Raw genomic sequence first — 19,861 nt, 5'->3', positions numbered from 1 at the left:
CACATATTAAAAATATTAAAGAATTAAGAATGACTTTTGAACCAATATCAAATGTTATGATAGCAATGACAAAAGCTTTTAATCCTTTAAATGAGAGTGCATACGTTCAGTTTTGTCCTATGGCTAATAGTGATAAAGGTGCCAATTGGTTAAGTAAAGAGAATAAAGTAGTTAACCCATATTTCGGAGCTTCAATGTTAAAATGTGGAGAAGTTAAAGAAACAATTAAATTAATTAATTAATTAATAATAAAATCATTATAACACTCAGAAATATATGGAAATCATGTAAAAGTTTATTAAAAGCCTATAATTAATTTGAAAAATAGTAATATATATTAGTGCATAACTTTAATTAAAAATTAAAATCATGGAACAAAACAACAATTCAAAAAATAATCCTTATCCGAAATTTGCCTTAATAATGGCAGTGTCTTTTGTAATTATGTATTTAGTAATGTTTTTAAATGTTGCTGAATTTGATCATATTATAAACAGTTTAACACGTTTTTATATGACAACCTTAATGATTGCAACAATGGCAATTAGTATGTTACTATTTATGTGGAAAATGTATCCAAATCGTAAAATGAATTTAGGAATAATTGCATTTGCTGTCATTTCATTTTTTGGAACCTTGTATTTATTGCGAACACAAACTCCTATTAATGATGTTCAATGGATGAAAGCTATGATTCCACATCATTCTTCTGCAATTATGACCAGTAGTAATGCTCATTTTAAAGATGCGGAAGTTCAAAAATTAGCTGACGATATTATTATTGCACAAGAAAAAGAAATCAAACAAATGAAAGAAATGATTAACCGTTTAGAAAACAATTAATAAAATGGAAAAACTTCATTTAAAGAACATGGTTTGTAACCGTTGCATTTTTGTTGTGAAATCTGAACTAGAACAATTAGGACATGTAATACATTCAGTGGAACTTGGTGAAGTTATTTTGAATAATGAAATTTCTGAAAATGATAAAAGTATAATTGCTAAAAATCTTGAAATATTTGGTTTTGAAATTTTGAATGATTCAAATAGCAAAATCATTGAGAAAATTAAAACCATATTGATCGACTTAGTTCAAAATAAGAACAATGATATTAACATTACTTTGTCTGACTATTTGATACAAAATCTTCATCAAGATTATAGTAAGTTGAGTAACCTATTTTCTTATGTTGAAGGAATTAGCATTGAAAAATATTTTATCAATTTAAAAATTGAAAAAGTAAAAGAACTAATTGTATATGATGAGTTATCGCTTTCTGAAATTGCTAACTTTTTAAATTACAGTAGTATTTCACATTTAAGTAATCAGTTTAAAAAAGTAACCGGCTTTTCACCTAGTTATTTCAAGAAGATTAAAGAAAGTAAAAGAAAAGAACTAGATCAATTATAAATTTTGCAAAACCTATCCATAATTATGTAAACTTATGGATTGAGATTTTTAGAAATTTGTAAAAAGAAATTTAATCATGAAACACACTTACCATATTGAAGGAATGACTTGTTCAGGCTGTGAAGCCAAAGTCAAAAAAGATTTGTCAAATGTTGAAAATGTTACAGAAGCAGAAGTTTCTAAAGAAAACAAACTAGCTATAATAACCATGACAAAACATGTAGAACTTGATGTTCTACAAGAAGCTTTAGGTGGAAAAGATAGTAAATATCAAATTTCATTGCCTGATTCTCACGCTCAAAGTGCACCAAAAACAGCTTGTTGTTCTACAGATAAAAAAGAACATAAACCTAACGAACACAAACACCACAGTCAACCCGGAAAATACTATTGCCCGATGCATTGTGAAGGCGACAAAGTATATGACAAAGCTGGTGATTGTCCTGTTTGTGGAATGGATTTGGTAAAAGAACCAACTCATAACGTAGCTGTTCAATATACTTGTCCAATGCACCCTGAAATTATTCAAGATAAACCAGGAAGTTGTCCTATTTGTGGAATGGATTTAGTTCCTATGGAACCAACCGATTCCGAAGAAGACAAAACATACCAAAAGTTATGGCACAAAATGAAAATTGCAATGCTTTTTAGTATTCCTGTTTTCATTATTTCCATGTCGGAAATGATACCTAATAATCCGTTATTTAAATTGATGGATTTAGAAAAATGGAATTGGGTGCAATTTATTTTAACTATTCCAGTAGTGTTTTATGCTTGTTGGATGTTTTTTGAAAGAGCATGGAAATCGATTGTAAATTGGAATTTAAACATGTTTACATTAATTGGAATTGGAACTGGAGTTGCTTTTGTATTCAGTATAATTGCGATGTTGTTTCCAAATGTATTTCCTGACCAATTCAAAACTACCGAAGGAACTGTTCACTTGTATTTTGAAGCTACAGCAGTTGTTTTAACATTGGTTTTATTAGGACAATTGTTAGAAGCAAAAGCACACAGCAGAACAAGTGGAGCAATTAAAGAATTATTGAAATTAGCACCAACAGAAGCTACTTTAGTAATTAATGGTGAAGAAAAAGTAATTTCCATTCATGATATTAATAAAGGTGATATTATTCGAGTAAAACCTGGAGAAAAAATTCCAGTTGATGGAAAAATTACCGAAGGAAACAGCACAATTGACGAATCGATGATTACAGGAGAACCAATTCCTGTGGATAAAAAAATAGATGATAATGTAAGTTCAGGAACCATAAACGGAACCAAATCATTTTTGATGGTTGCCGAAAAAGTAGGTTCAGAAACCTTATTATCTCAAATCGTTCAAATGGTTTCAGATGCAAGTCGTTCGCGAGCTCCAATTCAGAATTTAGTAGATAAAATTTCTAAATATTTTGTTCCAATTGTTGTTGTTATTTCTATAATTACATTCTTCATTTGGTGGCAATTCGGACCAGAACCTAAATTAGTTTACGGTTTTGTAAACGCTATTGCAGTTCTAATCATCGCTTGTCCTTGTGCTTTAGGTTTAGCAACACCAATGTCAGTTATGGTTGGTGTTGGAAAAGGAGCAAAATCAGGTGTGTTAATTAAAAATGCCGAAGTCCTTGAAAAAATGGATAAAATAGATGTTTTAATTACCGATAAAACTGGAACATTGACTGAAGGAAAACCATCAGTTGAAAAAATCGTAGTAAAAGAAGGTGATGATAATGAGGTTTTAGGTAAAATTGCTTCATTAAATCAAAGTAGCGAACATCCATTAGCAACAGCGGTTGTAAATTTTGCTAAATCTAAAAATGCAACTTTTTCAAAAGTTGAAAATTTTGAATCAGTTACAGGAAAAGGAGTAAAAGGTTCAATTAATAATGAATTAATAATTTTGGGAAATAAAAAATTATTGGAACAAGAAAACACTCAAGATTTCTCAGCAATTGAAGAACAAGTAATTTTGGAACAAAAACAAGGTAAAACGGTTTCTTATATTGCTATTGGTAAAAAAGTGGTGGGTTATATTACGATTACTGATGCTATTAAAAAGTCAAGTTTGGAAGCCATTAATGAATTGAAACATCAAGGAGTTCAAGTCATTATGTTGACTGGTGATAACGAAAATACAGCTAAAGCCGTTGCATCCGAATTAAATCTAACCGATTTTAAAGCCAGTTGTTTGCCTCAAGACAAATTAGATTACATTAAAAAATTACAAGAACAAGGAAAAATTGTTGCAATGGCTGGTGACGGAATTAACGATGCTCCAGCATTAGCACAATCAGATATTGGAATTGCAATGGGAACAGGAACTGATGTTGCCATTGAAAGTGCCAAAATTACTTTGGTAAAAGGTGATTTAAAAGGAATCGTAAAAGCTAAAAATTTAAGTCATGCTGTGATGAAAAACATCAAACAAAATCTGTTTTTTGCTTTCATCTATAATACTTTAGGAATTCCAGTTGCTGCTGGTGTTTTATTTCCAGTTTTTGGAATATTGCTTTCACCAATGATTGCTGCTTTGGCAATGAGTTTTAGTTCCGTTTCAGTAATTGCAAATGCTTTGCGATTAAGAACCCTAAAAATTTAAAAATGAAAAAAATACTATATAGTTTTATTACACTTTTCTTTATCGGAAATGCAATTGCTCAAAAAGTGGTACGATACGATTTACACGTTCGAGATACAATTGTCAATTTTTCTGGTAAAGAAAAAAGAGCGATTGCTGTAAACGGACAAATTCCGATGCCAACATTGACTTTTACAGAAGGTGATATTGCAGAAATTCATGTGTACAATCATTTAAAAGAAAGCACATCATTGCATTGGCACGGATTGTATTTGCCAAACAAAGAAGATGGCGTTCCTTATTTAACCCAAATGCCGATTGAACCAGGAACGGAACACGTATATCGTTTCCCCATTATTCAATCTGGAACGCATTGGTATCACAGTCATAGTGGATTGCAAGAACAAATAGGAATGTATGGTTCGTTGATTTTAAAGAAAAAATTAGATGATCCAACGTTTAGAAACGGAATTGATGATATTCCACAAGTTCCAATAATTTTAAGCGAATGGACAGATTACAAACCTGAAAACGCTCATAGAATGTTACACAATGCTTCTGATTGGTTTGCGATTAAAAAAGGAACAACTCAAAGTTATGCCGAAGCTATTCGTGCAGGACATTTCAAAACTAAAATTGGTAACGAATGGAAACGAATGTTAGCTATGGATGTAAGTGATGTTTATTATGATAAATTTTTAATAAACGGACAAAACGAAAGTCAATTATCGCAATTTAAATCTGGAGATAAAGTTCGATTGCGAATTTCAAATGGTGGAGCATCATCTTATTTTTGGTTGAAATATGCTGGAGGAAAAATGACCGTTGTTGGTAATGATGGAAACGATGTTGAACCAGTTGATGTTGACCGATTAATTATTGGTGTTTCAGAAACTTATGATGTTATTGTAACTATTCCAGCTGATAATACTTCGTATGAATTCTTAGTAACTCCAGAAGACAGAACAAAATCTACTTCTATTTATATTGGAAAAGGAATTAAACAATTAATTAGTCCAATGCCAAAGTTAAAGTATTTTGAAGGCATGAAAATGATGAACAACATGATGAATATGGATGGAACTATGGACGATATGGGAATGGACATGAGTTTACAAAAAATGGACATGAATACTGTTATGTACCCTGAAATTTCCGGAAGTGCAATGAAAATGGATGAGGATAAAGACATGGATCATTCTAAACACTCAATGTCTTCAACAAAATCAGATATTGTAACTTTAAATTATTCGATGCTAAAATCACCAACTAAAACTACACTTCCCAAAGATGCTCCAGTAAGAGAATTGCGTTTTGAATTAACAGGGAACATGAACCGTTATGTATGGAGTATGGATAACGTAGTGCTTTCTGAAACTGATAAAATTTTGATTAAGAAAGGAGAAAATGTTCGCATTACCATATACAATAATTCAATGATGCGTCATCCAATGCATTTACATGGTCACGATTTTAGAGTTTTGAATGGTCAAGGAGAATATGCACCTTTAAAAAATGTTTTGGATATTATGCCCATGGAAACAGACGTAATAGAATTTGAAGCAAATGCTGATGGAGATTGGTTTTTCCATTGTCATATTTTATATCACATGATGGCCGGAATGAATCGTGTTTTTAGTTATGAAGATTCAGAACCAAATCCATATTTGCCAAACAAAGCAAAAGCTTATAAAAAATTACAAGCAGAAAGCAATCAGTTTCATTTTATGGCTGAAAATGACTTTGCAACCAATGGAAATGATGGTCAGGCAATGTTACAAAATACACGTTGGAGTATAGGTACTGAATGGAGACTAGGTTATCATGATGAACATGGTTATGAAAGTGAAACACATATTGGTCGTTATATTGGCAGAAATCAATGGTTTATGCCTTTCATCGGTTTTGATGCTCGTTATAGAAAATTAGATCATGGAGAAATAGAAGAAAATTTATTTGGACAAAAAAGCACAAAGGACAAACGTATTCAAGCAAGTATTGGTTTTGCTTATACCTTACCTATGTTAGTTGTATTTCAAGCGGAAGCTTATCATGATGGAAATATTAGATTGCAACTTATGCGAGAAGATATTCCGGTTTCAAAACGTTTGCGAATGGCTTTTATGGTCAATACAGACAAAGAATATATGGCTGGTTTTAAATATATAATTGGAAAAAATATGGGAATCACAACCCATTATGACAGTGATATGGGATTAGGTTTTGGATTAAATATTAATTATTAATTGTCTTTTTTCTTTGTTAAGCCTTTGTTTTTAAGTATCTCTCTCCTTTCTTTATGCTTCATATAAGTATAATGATGCTGAACGGTATTTATAAAACTTAAAATCATACCAATTCCGGCAACAATGTATAGAATGGTAAAAAGTTTTCCATAATCAGTTTTAGGAGCAAAATCACCAAATCCAATTGTTGTTAAGGTAACAACCGAAAAATAAAAGGAATCAATATAAGACCAACCTTCTAGATAATGATAAACTAATGTTCCAGTTATAATAATAATAATTGTAGTAATAAGTAAATCTCTATATTCATCATCTTTGATAAATGAGATTAAAGTTCGTATGAAAAACATAAATAAATTTTATAAGTATTGATAAATGTAAATTTAAGTAATTTTTAACAAACTTAGGAATAAATGGAGGTTGTTAATATTATTTATATAAAAGGCTGTTTTATTTGTTTTAAAATACTAAAATATTTTTATCTTGCTAAAAAGATTTTTTTATGAATTATGTAGTTATTATTACAATTTGTGCTTTATTGTTATTGGCTTATGCATTTACTGTATCGTCAAATAAAACGCAGATTCCATCAGTTATATTATTAATATTAATGGGCTTTCTTGTAAAACAAGGAACAGATATTATAGATATTGATATTCCAGATTTGAATCCATTACTTCCATTTTTTGGAACTGTTGGATTAATATTAATAGTATTAGAAGGTTCATTAGAACTTCAATTTAATAAAAAAAAGTTACCCTTTATAGGGAAAACATTAGTTACTGCTATTGTACCGTTATTTATAACTGCCTTTATAATTGGACATTTTTTCTATTATTTTTTAGATGCAGATTACAAACAAGGATTAATAAATGCAATTCCATTATGTATTATTAGTAGTGCTATTGCTATCTCAAGTGTTGGTAATTTAAGTTCTTTTAATAAAGAATTTGCGATTTATGAAAGTAGTTTGTCTGATATTTTAGGTGTGTTGTTCTTTAATTTTTTAGTTTTAAATGATGTAATTAATTTAGAAACTGTTGGAAATTTTGGATTACAAATTTTAATCATGTTAGTAATTTCATTTATTGCAACTGCTTTTTTAGCCTTCCTATTAAGTAGGATTGACCATCATGTGAAATTTGCACCGATAGTACTTTTGATTATTCTAATATATGCAGTATCAGAGATTTATCATTTACCAGCCTTGATTTTTATAATGATTTTTGGTTTAATTATGGGTAATTTTGATGAATTAGAACGCTTTAATTTCATTAAAATACTAAAACCAAAAGCCTTAGATAAGGAGGTTTTTAAATTTAAAGAATTAACAATAGAAGCGGCATTTTTAGTTCGTTCACTATTTTTTATATTATTTGGTTTTTTAATAAAAACAGAAGATGTTTTAAATCCTAATACATTTGAATTAGCCTTAGGAATTGTAGTACTTATTTACTTAATAAGAGCTATTCAGTTAAAAATTTATAAAATGGAGTTAATGCCATTATTATTTGTAGCACCAAGGGGTTTGATAACCATTTTGTTATTTATTGGTATTCCAACGACATTAAAAATTGACTTGGTTAATAAGGCATTAATTATCCAAGTAATTGTATTAACAGCTTTGATAATGATGTTTGGTTTGATGTTTAATAAGAACACTGCAGAAAAAGATGAATCTAATAGAGATAAAGACGAATCAAATCTTAAGATTGATATAGACATTCCTTTATAAACATAAAAAAACCGTCAAGAAACCAAACTTGACGGTTTATACAAACTTAATTAAATCAAACTTTACTACTAAATTAGAATGCGTACTTGTTTTCGGCAATTAATTTAGAAGCAATTTTTTCACGAAGTCCAATTACATTTGGCATATTCGCATATTTTGTAAATCGTTTTAGTCCCATTAACATCATACGTTGTTCATCCCCTTCAGCAAAAGAAACAATTCCTTCTTTTCCTTTTTGGTTAATGATATCGACTGCATGATATAAATATAATTGAGCCATTGCAATTTGTTCTTGTACTTTCTCAGCACCTTCTTTTTTAGCTAATTTTTCAGTTCTAAGAATAGTACTTTCAGCCATATATACTTCAATTAAAATGTCTGAAGCAGCCATTAATAATTGTTGGTGATCTTCTAATTCTTGGCCATATTTTTGAACAGCTGCACCAGCAACCATTAAGAATACTTTTTTCAATTTAGCAATCATTTCTTTTTCTTCAGCAAATAATTCAGAATAATCAGGAACATCAAAAGATGGAATTCCCATTAATTCTTCACCAACAGCCATAGCTGGTCCAAGTAAATCAACGTGACCTTTCATGGCTTTTTTAACTAACATTCCAACAGATAACATTCTGTTGATTTCGTTAGTTCCTTCATATATTCTTGCGATACGAGCATCTCTCCAAGCACTTTCCATTGGTGCGTCTTCAGAGAACCCCATTCCACCAAAAATTTGAATTCCTTCATCTGTACAAGATTGTACGTCTTCTGAAACTGCAACTTTTAAAATAGAACATTCGATAGCAAATTCTTCAACACCTTTTAATTCAGCTTCTTGATGAGAGTTTCCTTCAGTAACTCTAATGTTAATTCTGTTTTCAATATCATGAGCAGCTCTATAAGTTGCACTTTCACCAGCATAAGAATTGGTTGCCATTTCAGCTAATTTAGCTTGAATAGCTCCAAAACTAGAAATAGGAACATTAAACTGTACTCTTTCGTTAGCATATTGAACAGCAGTAGAAATTGTTCTACGTTGTGCTTCTAAACAAGCAGCTGCTAATTTAATACGTCCAACGTTTAAAGCATTCATGGCAATTTTGAAACCTTCACCTTGTCCAGCTAACATGTTTTCTACAGGAACTTTTGTATCGCTAAAGAAAACTTGTCTTGTAGAAGAAGATCGAATTCCTAATTTATGCTCTTCTTCACCTAATGAAATTCCGTTTGAAGGATCATTTTCAACGATGAAGCCTGTAATGTTTTTATCATCACCAATTCTAGCAAAAACAATAAATACTTGACAGAAACCTGCGTTTGAAATCCACATTTTTCCACCTGTAATGCTATAAGATTTTCCATCTTCAGATAAAACTGCTTTTGTTTTTCCTGAATTAGCATCTGAACCTGCACCTGGTTCTGTTAAGCAATAAGCTCCAAACCATTCACCTGTAGCTAATTTTGGTACGTATTTTTGTTTTTGTTCTTCCGTTCCATATAAAGTAATTGGCATAGTTCCAATTCCAGTATGAGCACCAAAAGCCGTTGAAAAAGAACCAGTTGCACCAGAAATATAATCACAAACTAAAACTGTGTTTGTAAATCCCATTCCCATTCCACCATAAGCTTCAGGAACAGCAATACTTAGGTAACCTAAATCACCTGCTTTTTTCATTACTTCTTCCGTAAGAGCGTAATCTTTCTTTTCAAAACGCTCTTTGTTTGGCCATAATTCTTTGTCTACGAATTCGATAACCGAATCACGCATCATAATTTGCTCTTCTGAAAAATCTTCTGGTGTGAAGATGTCTTCACATTTTGTTTCTTTTACAAGGAATTGTCCTCCTCTGATGATATCTGCCATGACTTATAGTTTGTTATATTATATTATTATTTTGGAACACAGATTTAAGAAATTAATAAAATTTTAAAAACTTCTCTGATTCCTTAAATCTGTGTTCCTTTATTTTCTATTTCAAAAATTCATAAATTCCCGCTGTACCTTGTCCAGTTCCAACGCACATAGTTACCATTCCGTATTTTGCATTTCCACGCTTACGCATTTCATCAAATAACTGAACTGATAATTTTGCACCTGTACAACCAAGTGGGTGACCTAATGCAATTGCTCCACCATTTACGTTTACGATATCAGGATTTAAACCTAATTCACGAACAACTGCTAATGATTGAGAGGCGAAAGCTTCGTTTAATTCAATTAAATCAATATCTGATTGTTTTAAACCTGCTTGTTTTAATACTTTTGGAATTGCTTTAACTGGTCCCATTCCCATTATTCTTGGCTCAACACCTGCGGAAGCAAAGTTTACTAATCTAGCAATTGGTTCAAGGTTTAATTCTTTAACCATTTCTTCACTCATTACTAATACAAAAGCTGCACCATCACTCATTTGAGATGAATTTCCAGCAGTTACACTTCCATCAGCAGCAAATACTGGACGTAATTTTGCTAAAGCTTCTACTGAAGTTCCAGCTCTTGGTCCTTCATCTTTATTTACCACGTAAGAACGTGTTTCTTTTTTACCATTTTCATTCACGAAAGTTTCTTCAACTGTAATTGGTACAATTTGTTCATCAAATCTACCTTCAGCTTGAGCTTTTAAGGCTTTCATATGTGATTTGAAGGCAAACTCATCTTGATCTTCACGAGAAACTTTGAATTGATTTGCTACAGCTTCAGCTGTTAAACCCATTCCCCAATAATAATCTTCGTGACCAGCTGCTGAAATTTTATAATCTGGAGTTGGTTTATAACCACCCATTGGAATAAAACTCATGCTTTCTGCACCACCAGCGATGATACAATTTGCCATTCCTGATTGGATTTTAGCTGTTGCCATTCCGATAGTTTCAATTCCAGAAGCACAATATCTGTTTACTGTAACACCTGGAACATCTTCAACTTTTAATCCCATTAAGGAAATTAAACGTGCTACGTTTAACCCTTGTTCTGCTTCAGGCATTGCGTTACCAACCATGACATCATCAATACGAGTTTTGTCGAAGTTTGGTAATTCTGCCATCATGTATTCAATTGTTTCAGCAGCCAATTCATCAGGTCTTTTGAAACGAAAGACTCCTTTTGGTGCTTTACCAACTGCAGTTCTGTATGCTTTTACTATATATGCTGTTTTCATAATTTTTTATTTAGGATGATAGACAGAGAGATAATAGATGATAGACATTTTATAAGTCTTTTATCTATCCGTCTTTTATCTATTATCTAATTTCTTAAAGGTTTTCCTTTAGTTAACATGTGCTGAATTCTTTCTAACGATTTTCTTTCACCTGTTAATGATAAAAAGGCTTCTCTTTCTAAATCTAATAAATATTGTTCAGTTACTAATGTAGGTTCGGATAAATCACCACCAGCCATAACGTAAGCTAATTTGTTTGCGATTTTTTTGTCATGTTCTGATATATATTTACCAGCTTCCATACTGTCAGTTCCAACCAAGAACATACCTAAAGCTTGTTTACCAAGTACTTTTACGTCTTTTCTTCTTGGCGCTTGTGTGTATCCTTGTTCTGCCATTTGCATCGCTACTTGTTTTGCAGTTGCAATTTGACGATCTTTATTTACAACAACAATATCTCTACCTTTTATTAGAACTCCATTATCGAAACCTTCATAAGCAGAAGTTGCAACTTTAGCCATACCAACTGTTAAGAAATATTCTTGTAAAACATTTAATTCAACATCATTTTTACGGAAAAGGTCAGAAGCTCTTAAAGCCATTTCTTTAGAACCACCACCACCTGGAATTACACCAACTCCAAATTCTACTAATCCTATGTAAGTTTCAGCAGCAGCAACAGCTCTATCAGCGTGCATTGTTAATTCACAACCACCACCAAGAGTCATACCATGAGGAGCAGCGATAACTGGAATTGCAGAATAACGACAACGCATCATAGTGTCTTGAAACATTTTGATAGCCATGTTTAATTCGTCATATTCTTGCTCAACAGCCATCATAAAAATCATTCCTAAATTTGCTCCAACAGAGAAATTTGTTCCTTGATTTCCTATAACTAAACCGTTGTATTCTTTTTCAGCAATATCAATTGCTTTATTTATTCCTTGTAGAACACCAGCACCAATTGAATTCATTTTTGAAGTAAATTCTAAATTGATAATTCCATCACCTAAATCAGTAATGATAGAATCACTGTTGTTCCATATTTTTTTGCTTTCGCGAATGTTATTTAAGATTATGAAGGAATCTTGACCAGGAATTTTTTCTACTTTTTTGTTTGTAATAGAGTAGAAGTGAGTTGCACCTTCTTTTATAGAGTAAAAAGAAGTTGTGCCAGAAGCTAACATTTCGTTAACCCAAGCAGCTGGTTCGTAACCTTCAGCTTTCATTAATTCGATTCCTTTTTCCACTCCGATAGCATCCCAAATTTCGAAAGGACCATTTTCCCAACCGAAACCAGCTTTCATAGCATCGTCAATTTTGTAGAAGTCTTCTGTTATTTCTGGAATTCTGTTTGAACAGTATTGGAACATTGAAGCAAAGTTTATTCTGTAGAAATCTCCTGCTTTATCTTTTCCTTTTACTAATACTTTGAATCTATCAATTGGTTTATCAATTGTTTTTGTTAATTCTAAAGTTGCAAAAGATGCTTTTTTACTAGCTCTATATTCTAAAGTATCTAAATCTAAGGTTAGAATTTCTTTACCTTCTTTTTTGTAGAAACCTTGACCTGATTTACTTCCAAGCCATTGGTTTTCCATCATTTTATTTACGAATTCAGGAAGCTTAAATAATTCATGAGATTCGTCATTGGGACAATTTTCATAAATTCCGTTTGCTACGTGAACTAGAGTATCTAAACCTACAACATCAACAGTTCTAAAAGTAGCTGATTTTGGACGACCAATAACTGGACCAGTCAATTTATCAACTTCTTCAACTGTTAAACCCATTTCTTTTACTTGGTGGAATAAACTTTGGATTCCGAAGATTCCGATTCTATTTCCGATAAAAGCTGGAGTGTCTTTTGCAATAACTGAAGTTTTTCCTAAGAATTTTTCACCATAACCATTCAAGAAATCTAATACTTCTTGAGAAGTTTTTGGACCAGGAATTATTTCAAATAATTTTAAGTAACGAGCTGGATTGAAAAAGTGTGTTCCACAGAAGTGTTTTTGGAAATCTTCGCTTCTTCCTTCACTCATAAAATGAATTGGAATACCAGATGTATTTGAAGTAATTAAAGTTCCTGGTTTTCTAAATTTTTCAACTTGTTCGAAAACTAATTTTTTGATATCAAGTCTTTCAACCACTACTTCAATAATCCAATCTACATCAGCAATTCCTTTCATATCATCAGTAGTGTTACCTGTAGTAATTCTATTGGCAAAACTTGAATGATAAATAGGGGAAGGTTTCGATTTTAAAGCATTCATTAAATGGTCGTTCACTAAACGATTTCTAACGGCTTTATTTTCTAAGGTTAATCCTTTTTTTTGTTCAGCATCTGTTAATTCTCTAGGAACGATGTCTAATAATAAGACTTCGACACCAATATTGGCAAAATGACAAGCGATTCCGCTTCCCATAATTCCCGAACCAATAACAGCTACTTTTTTAATATTACGTTTCATATATATAAATGTTATTTTTTTTGTAATTCTTCTTCTAAAAATATTTTCTTATCTGAAATTAAATCATTTATAATTTCGGATACTTCCATAAAGTGTTGTAATTTTTCTGGTGTTACTACATCTTTAATTGTTTCATTAAATTTTACGACTGTTGATTTTGATAAATCTCTTTTTTCTTGACCAAAAGAGGTTAATTCAATTATTACACCTCTACCATCATCTGGATTTTTTTTTCGGGTGATTAAGCCTTTTTCTTCCATAGATTTTAATGTTCTGGTAAGGCTTGTAGCTTCCATTCCCATTTTTGGACCTAGTGCAGTGGATGAAGTCCCTTTTTCTTTGTCTATACTTAATAAAGCAAAACCTGTTGCCATTGTAGCACCATATTTTGAGGCTTCTTCATTGTACATTCTTGCAACAGCTTGCCAAGTAGCTCTTAGAACATAATCAATTGTTTTTTCTTTCATAAATTGTAAGTAATGAAACCCAAAGATAAAAAAAAATACTATGCACGCATAGTATTTTTATAAATATTTGATTAATTAATTGTTAAATTATTTATCAGTGTATATTTTATTGTATAAATCTTGATATATTTCTTTAATAATTTTACGTTTTAACTTCATAGTAGGAGTTAAATGTCCGGCATCAATACTCCATAAATCTGGTGTAAGTTCAAAACGTTTAATTTTTTCCCAATTACCAAATTTTTCATTTGCGGTATCAACTTCTTCTTGTATACGAGCAATAACATCATTATTAGATGCAATTTCTTGATTTGTTGAACCAATGTTTATTTTCTTGCGATTAGCCCATTCTTTTATAAATTCAAAATTAGGTTGTATAAAAGCTGCTGGCATTTTTTCTCCATCACCAATAACCATAATTTGTTCAATAAAACGAGATTCTTTAAAACTGTTTTCTAAAACTTGAGGAGCAACATATTTTCCTCCAGAAGTTTTAAACATTTCTTTTTTACGATCTGTAATCTTTAAGAAACCATCAGAATCAATTTCACCAATATCACCAGTGTGAAAGTATCCATCATTTGTAAGTACTTCTTTTGTTTTCTCTTCATCTTTAAAATAACCAATCATAACGTTTGGTCCTTTACAAAGAATTTCACCGTCTTGAGCTATTTTAACTTCAACACCGTCTAATACTTTACCAACAGTCCCAACTCTAAAGCCCCCATTTCTCATATCATTTACAGAAATAACAGGAGATGTTTCTGTTAAACCATAACCTTCCATAACATTAATATCTGCAGCACAGAATACTTTAGAAAGTCTGGTTTGTAAAGCAGCACTTCCACAAACAAGTAATTCTAATTCACCTCCAAGGCCTTCTTGCCATTTTGAGAAAATTAACTTACGAGCTATTTTTAATTGGAATTCATACCATGCACCATTTTCTCCATATGGTTTATAGTCCATACCTAGATCTAATGCCCAAAAGAATAGTTTTTTCTTAATTCCAGTTAAAGCATCTCCCTTAGCATAAATTTTATCGTATACTTTTTCTAATAAACGAGGTACAACTGACATTACATGTGGATGAACTTCTTTTAAGTTATCACTTATTTTTTCAATACTTTCTGCAAAATAAATTGATATACCATAATATTGATATAAATAGGTAAGCATTCTTTCAAAAATGTGGCAGATTGGTAAGAAACTTAAAGCTCTCGTGTCACCTGCTCTTAAAGGAACTCTCGGTGCACTCATTAAAACATCGGAAACGATATTTTGATGGGTTAGCATTACACCTTTAGGTCTACCAGTAGTTCCAGAAGTATAAATTAAAGTTGCTAAATCAGTTGTTACGATTGCATCTTTCCTAGCTTCAACTTGTTCTTGATTATCATTGTTTTCTCCTAAAGTTAAAAGTTCTTTCCAATTTTTGCATCCTTCAATTTCATCAAAAGAATAAACTTCTTTTAATTTAGGAACATTTTTTTGAATTGCTTTTACTTTTTGATAAACTTCATTATCAGAAACAAAACAATAGCTAGATTCTGAATGATTCAATATATATTCATAATCTTCTTCAGAAATTGTTGGATAAATAGGAACATTTTGTGCACCTGTTTGTAAAACTCCAACATCACAAATATGCCATTCTGTTCTGTTTGAAGAAGAAATGACTGCAATTTTATCGTTAACATTTACCCCTAAGCGCAATAAACCTCTAGAAATTGCATTTGCTTTATCTAAATATTCTTGAGTTGATGTTTTTATCCAATCGTTACCATATTTTGTAACTAATGAATCAGATAAATTATATTTTTCTAATTGATGATAAGGAAAGTCAAAAAGTCTAGTAATTGTATTCATAAATTTTCATAATTAAGTGAATGCAAATTAAGAAAATTAAATTAATTAACCAATTTTTTAAGAATATGATAACTAGTTTGTTATATCTTATTGAATACAAGAATATTATGCATGCATACTAAAATAAAAACACCCTTTAAATTAGGTTTCTAAAGGGTATTTTTTGTGTTAATTTTCTTCAATCCATTGTTTTGCATTCACAAAAGCTTCAATCCAAGGAGAAACTTGATCGTTTCTGTCTTTTGGATAGTTTGCCCAATTCCAAGGGAAAGTTGAACGTTCAATATGTGGCATCATTACCAAATGCCTTCCTGTTGTATCGCACATCATTGCTGTGTTATAATCAGAACCATTTGGATTTGCAGGATAACCTTCGTAAGCATATTTAGCAACAATATTATATTGATCTTCTGTATTTGGTAAATTAAATTTTCCTTCACCATGCGAAATCCAAACTCCTAAAGTACTTCCAGCTAGAGTTTTTAGCATTACCGAATTATTTTCTTGAATGGTTACAGATGTAAATCCACTTTCATGTTTATGTGAATCGTTGTGTTTCATTTTTCCGTGAACTTTATGTTCTGGATTAATGACTTCTAATTCCATAAATAATTGGCATCCATTACAAATTCCGACAGAAAGTGTGTCTTCTCTTTTAAAGAAGTTTTTTAGAACTGTGTTTGCTTTTTCGTTATATAAGAAAGCTCCAGCCCAACCTTTTGCACTTCCTAAAACATCAGAATTAGAAAAACCACCAACTGCACCAATAAACTGAATGTCTTCTAATGTTTCTCTTCCTGATATTAAATCAGTCATGTGAACATCTTTTACATCAAATCCAGCTAAATACATTGCATTAGCCATTTCTCGTTCAGAATTACTTCCTTTTTCACGAATAATAGCTGCTTTAGGTCTTGGTTTTGTTACATTTATTACTGGAGTTGTTCCAGTGAAATGAGCTGGGAATGTATATTTTAAAGGTTGATTGGCAAAATTTTCAAATCGCTCTAATGATTTTCCGTTTTTAGTTTGTCTTTGATCTAATAAGAATGAAGTTTCAAACCACATTTCTCTATAGTGATTAATGTTTAATGAAACAGGTTGTGAGTTGTGTGATATGTTTAAAGCTTTACCTTCAACAACATTTCCTAGTTTAAAGTATTCAATATCTGTTAATGCTTTTTCAAAAATTACATCATCATAAGCTTGAAGTACTAAACCAATGTTTTCAGAAAATAATATTTTTACTAAATCTTTTTCAGTAAAAGCATCAAAAGAAATGTTTGCCCCAAGATTTTCATCTGCAAAACACATTTCTAAAAGTGTAGTAATTAAACCACCGCTTCCAATATCATGGCCAGCAGCAATTTGGTTGTCTTTAATTAAATCTTGTATTGCATTAAAAGCTTTTTTAAAGAAAGAAGCATCTTTAATAGTTGGAACATCATTTCCAATTTTATTCAACGTTTGTGCAAATGAACTTCCTGCTAATTTGAAGGTATCTTGAGATAAATTAATGTAATATATTGATCCTTTATTTTTTTGAAGAACTGGCTCAACTACTTTTGTTATGTCGTTACAGTTTCCTGCAGCTGATATAATTACTGTTCCAGGAGCAATTACTTCTTCATTTGCATATTTTTGCTTCATGGAAAGTGAATCTTTTCCTGTTGGAATATTGATTCCTAATTCAATGGAAAAATCTGAACAAGCTTGAACTGCTTCATATAACCTAGCATCTTCACCTTCATTTTTACAAGCCCACATCCAGTTGGCAGAAAGAGAAACACTTTTTAAATTTTCTTTTAAAGGAGCAAAAACAATATTAGATAAAGCTTCAGCAATAGCAGTTCTACTTCCAGCTGTTGGATTAACCAATGCAGAAATAGGAGAGTGGCCTATTGAAGTTGCAATTCCTTCTTTTCCTTTGTAATCCAGAGCCATAACTCCTACATTATTTAAAGGCAATTGAATTGGTCCAGCACATTGTTGTTTGGCAACTTTTCCACCAACACAACGGTCGACTTTATTCGTTAACCAATCTTTACAAGCAACAGCTTCTAGTTTTAGTAATTCTTCTAAATATTGTGGAATAGCATCTGGAAAATAATGTAAATCTGCATATTTTCTGTCTATTGTTTTATCATCCATGATGGTTTTTGGAGAACTTCCAAACATATCTTCTAAAGCAAAATCCATTGGTTTAGCACCAGTTGTTTTGCTTTCAAATGTGAATCTATGATTTGCAGTTACTTCACCAACTTGATACATAGGAGAACGTTCTCTATCTGCAATTTTTTGTAAAGTTTCAATATCTTTTTGACCAATAACTAATCCCATTCTTTCTTGAGATTCATTACCAATTATTTCTTTAGCAGAAAGCGTTGGATCACCAACAGGTAATTTATCTAAATCGATTAAACCTCCAGTTTCCTCTACTAATTCAGACAAACAATTTAAGTGACCACCAGCACCATGATCATGAATAGATACGATAGGATTTGTTTCACTTTCTATTAAACCACGAATTGCATTTGCTGCACGTTTTTGCATTTCTGGATTAGAACGTTGAATGGCATTTAATTCAATTCCAGAACCAAATGCACCAGTATCTGCTGAAGAAACAGCAGCACCACCCATTCCAATTCTGTAGTTTTCACCACCAAGAATTACAATTTTATCACCAGGAGTTGGTTTTTCTTTTTGGGCTTGAGAAGCTTTTCCATAACCAATTCCACCAGCTTGCATAATTACTTTATCGTACCCTAATTTTCGACCATCTTCTTCATGTTCAAAAGTTAAGATTGAACCTGTAATTAAAGGTTGTCCAAATTTATTTCCAAAATCAGATGCTCCATTTGAAGCTTTGACTAAAATATCCATTGGTGTTTGGTAAAGCCATTTTCTTTCGGCCATACCATTTTCATAAGTTCTGTTGTTTGTTAAACGAGAATATGATGTCATGTAAACAGCAGTTCCTGCTAAAGGTAAAGAACCTTGACCACCAGCTAATCTATCACGAATTTCTCCACCAGCACCAGTTGCAGCTCCATTGAATGGTTCAACTGTAGTTGGAAAATTGTGTGTTTCTGCTTTTATAGAAATTACAGATTCAAAATCTGTTTTTTGGTAATAATCTGGTTTGTCAGCACTTTTTGGTGCAAATTGTTCTACAACAGGACCTTTTATAAATGCTACGTTATCTTTATAAGCTGATACGATATCATTTGGATTTTCAGCAGCAGTCTTTTTAATTAACTTGAATAAAGAAGTGTCTTTTTCAACGCCATCAATAATAAATGTTCCGTTGAAAATTTTATGTCTACAATGTTCTGAATTTACTTGAGAAAATCCAAATACTTCAGAATCGGTTAGTTTTCTATTTAATTTTTTAGCTAAATTTTCAAGATAAATTACTTCTTCATCGTTTAAAGCTAAACCTTCTTGTTTATTATATTTTGCAATATCTTCAATTTCGATAATAGGTTCTGGCAGAATATTAACTGTAAAAATGTCTTGATTTAATTCGTTATATTTTTGGGATAACATTGGATCAAAATCAGAGAAATCTTCAGTTGTTTTAAAGAATTCTTCAATTCTAATAATATCTGAAACACCCATATTTTGAGTAATTTCAACAGCGTTTGTACTCCAAGGTGTAATCATTGCAGCTCTTGGTCCAACAAAAAAATCCGCAAGAACGGATTTATCTATTATATGAGCGTCACCAAATAACCAATTTAATTTAGAAATAGTTTCTGCTGAAAGTTCGTTTTGCGTTTGTACGGCAAAAACGGTAATACTTTCGTTTCCGAAGAAATGAATCATTTTGTTGTTGTTTGTGTTGTTATTGCAAATTTAGTTTAAAAAGTAGAATTAGCAAAGTCACACTAAAATACTTTTTAACTATTTTATGAAAA

Annotated in this window: 12 protein-coding genes and 1 pseudogene; 6 read left to right on the top strand and 7 right to left on the bottom strand. The window is 31.4% G+C overall.

Features of this window, described 5'->3' with window-relative positions; genetic code table 11:
• The 5 genes and pseudogenes from AAC008_RS13520 to AAC008_RS13500 form a co-directional block, all read left to right on the top strand.
• A pseudogene (locus AAC008_RS13520) lies at positions 1–242 on the top strand (efflux RND transporter periplasmic adaptor subunit); the annotation flags it as partial.
• 127 nt (positions 243–369) lie between these two features.
• Positions 370–843, top strand: a complete 474-nt coding sequence (locus AAC008_RS13515; protein ID WP_339889901.1) for a DUF305 domain-containing protein — start codon at positions 370–372, stop codon at positions 841–843.
• 4 nt (positions 844–847) lie between these two features.
• On the top strand, positions 848–1,411 hold the full coding sequence (locus AAC008_RS13510) for an AraC family transcriptional regulator (RefSeq protein WP_339889899.1): 564 nt from the start codon (positions 848–850) through the stop codon (positions 1,409–1,411).
• Positions 1,412–1,487: 76 nt separating this feature from the next.
• On the top strand, positions 1,488–4,010 hold the full coding sequence (locus tag AAC008_RS13505) for a heavy metal translocating P-type ATPase (protein WP_339889897.1): 2,523 nt from the start codon (positions 1,488–1,490) through the stop codon (positions 4,008–4,010).
• Positions 4,011–4,012: 2 nt separating this feature from the next.
• Positions 4,013–6,235, top strand: a complete 2,223-nt coding sequence (locus tag AAC008_RS13500) for a multicopper oxidase domain-containing protein (protein WP_339889895.1) — start codon at positions 4,013–4,015, stop codon at positions 6,233–6,235.
• On the opposite strand, the gene AAC008_RS13495 is transcribed toward AAC008_RS13500, so the two are convergent.
• Positions 6,232–6,585, bottom strand: coding sequence for a potassium channel family protein (locus AAC008_RS13495; protein WP_339889893.1), 354 nt, complete (start codon positions 6,583–6,585; stop codon positions 6,232–6,234). The genes AAC008_RS13500 and AAC008_RS13495 overlap by 4 nt on opposite strands.
• 152 nt (positions 6,586–6,737) lie before the next feature.
• Between AAC008_RS13495 and AAC008_RS13490 the strand changes: the two genes are divergently transcribed.
• Entirely contained in the window at positions 6,738–7,970 is a 1,233-nt protein-coding gene (locus AAC008_RS13490) for a sodium:proton antiporter (RefSeq protein WP_339889891.1), read from the top strand.
• Positions 7,971–8,043: 73 nt separating this feature from the next.
• On the opposite strand, the gene AAC008_RS13485 is transcribed toward AAC008_RS13490, so the two are convergent.
• The 6 genes from AAC008_RS13485 to purL all read right to left on the bottom strand — a co-directional run bounded on the left by AAC008_RS13485 (position 8,044) and on the right by purL (position 19,769).
• On the bottom strand, positions 8,044–9,834 hold the full coding sequence (locus tag AAC008_RS13485) for an acyl-CoA dehydrogenase family protein (RefSeq protein ID WP_339889889.1): 1,791 nt from the start codon (positions 9,832–9,834) through the stop codon (positions 8,044–8,046).
• Between the two features lie 106 nt (positions 9,835–9,940).
• Complete coding sequence (locus tag AAC008_RS13480; RefSeq protein WP_339889887.1) at positions 9,941–11,128, bottom strand: acetyl-CoA C-acyltransferase; 1,188 nt, start codon at positions 11,126–11,128, stop codon at positions 9,941–9,943.
• An 86-nt stretch (positions 11,129–11,214) separates the two neighbouring features.
• Positions 11,215–13,605: a 3-hydroxyacyl-CoA dehydrogenase NAD-binding domain-containing protein gene (locus AAC008_RS13475; protein WP_339889886.1), complete on the bottom strand. Its 2,391-nt coding sequence runs from the start codon at positions 13,603–13,605 to the stop codon at positions 11,215–11,217.
• A gap of 11 nt (positions 13,606–13,616) precedes the next feature.
• The gene (locus AAC008_RS13470) at positions 13,617–14,072 is read right to left on the bottom strand and encodes a MarR family transcriptional regulator (protein ID WP_339889884.1); all 456 of its coding nucleotides are present in this window, start codon (positions 14,070–14,072) and stop codon (positions 13,617–13,619) included.
• 87 nt (positions 14,073–14,159) lie between these two features.
• On the bottom strand, positions 14,160–15,941 hold the full coding sequence (locus AAC008_RS13465; protein WP_339889883.1) for an AMP-dependent synthetase/ligase: 1,782 nt from the start codon (positions 15,939–15,941) through the stop codon (positions 14,160–14,162).
• A 168-nt stretch (positions 15,942–16,109) separates the two neighbouring features.
• Complete coding sequence (gene purL, locus AAC008_RS13460) at positions 16,110–19,769, bottom strand: phosphoribosylformylglycinamidine synthase (protein WP_339889882.1); 3,660 nt, start codon at positions 19,767–19,769, stop codon at positions 16,110–16,112.
• Positions 19,770–19,861: the final 92 nt, after the last annotated feature.

This window comes from uncultured Flavobacterium sp., from assembly GCF_963975515.1.
Classification (GTDB): Bacteria; Bacteroidota; Bacteroidia; order Flavobacteriales; family Flavobacteriaceae; genus Flavobacterium.
This window is presented reverse-complemented; position numbering and strand designations above follow the sequence as displayed.

Bases quoted from the DNA above. Each gene is read 5' to 3' on its own strand.
- AAC008_RS13515 (WP_339889901.1), top strand. From the start codon at position 370: ATGGAACAAAACAACAATTCAAAAAATAATCCTTATCCGAAATTTGCC.
- AAC008_RS13510 (WP_339889899.1), top strand. From the start codon at position 848: ATGGAAAAACTTCATTTAAAGAACATGGTTTGTAACCGTTGCATTTTT.
- AAC008_RS13505 (WP_339889897.1), top strand. From the start codon at position 1,488: ATGAAACACACTTACCATATTGAAGGAATGACTTGTTCAGGCTGTGAA.
- AAC008_RS13500 (WP_339889895.1), top strand. From the start codon at position 4,013: ATGAAAAAAATACTATATAGTTTTATTACACTTTTCTTTATCGGAAAT.
- AAC008_RS13495 (WP_339889893.1), bottom strand. From the start codon at position 6,585: ATGTTTTTCATACGAACTTTAATCTCATTTATCAAAGATGATGAATAT.
- AAC008_RS13490 (WP_339889891.1), top strand. From the start codon at position 6,738: ATGAATTATGTAGTTATTATTACAATTTGTGCTTTATTGTTATTGGCT.
- AAC008_RS13485 (WP_339889889.1), bottom strand. From the start codon at position 9,834: ATGGCAGATATCATCAGAGGAGGACAATTCCTTGTAAAAGAAACAAAA.
- AAC008_RS13480 (WP_339889887.1), bottom strand. From the start codon at position 11,128: ATGAAAACAGCATATATAGTAAAAGCATACAGAACTGCAGTTGGTAAA.
- AAC008_RS13475 (WP_339889886.1), bottom strand. From the start codon at position 13,605: ATGAAACGTAATATTAAAAAAGTAGCTGTTATTGGTTCGGGAATTATG.
- AAC008_RS13470 (WP_339889884.1), bottom strand. From the start codon at position 14,072: ATGAAAGAAAAAACAATTGATTATGTTCTAAGAGCTACTTGGCAAGCT.
- AAC008_RS13465 (WP_339889883.1), bottom strand. From the start codon at position 15,941: ATGAATACAATTACTAGACTTTTTGACTTTCCTTATCATCAATTAGAA.
- purL (WP_339889882.1), bottom strand. From the start codon at position 19,769: ATGATTCATTTCTTCGGAAACGAAAGTATTACCGTTTTTGCCGTACAA.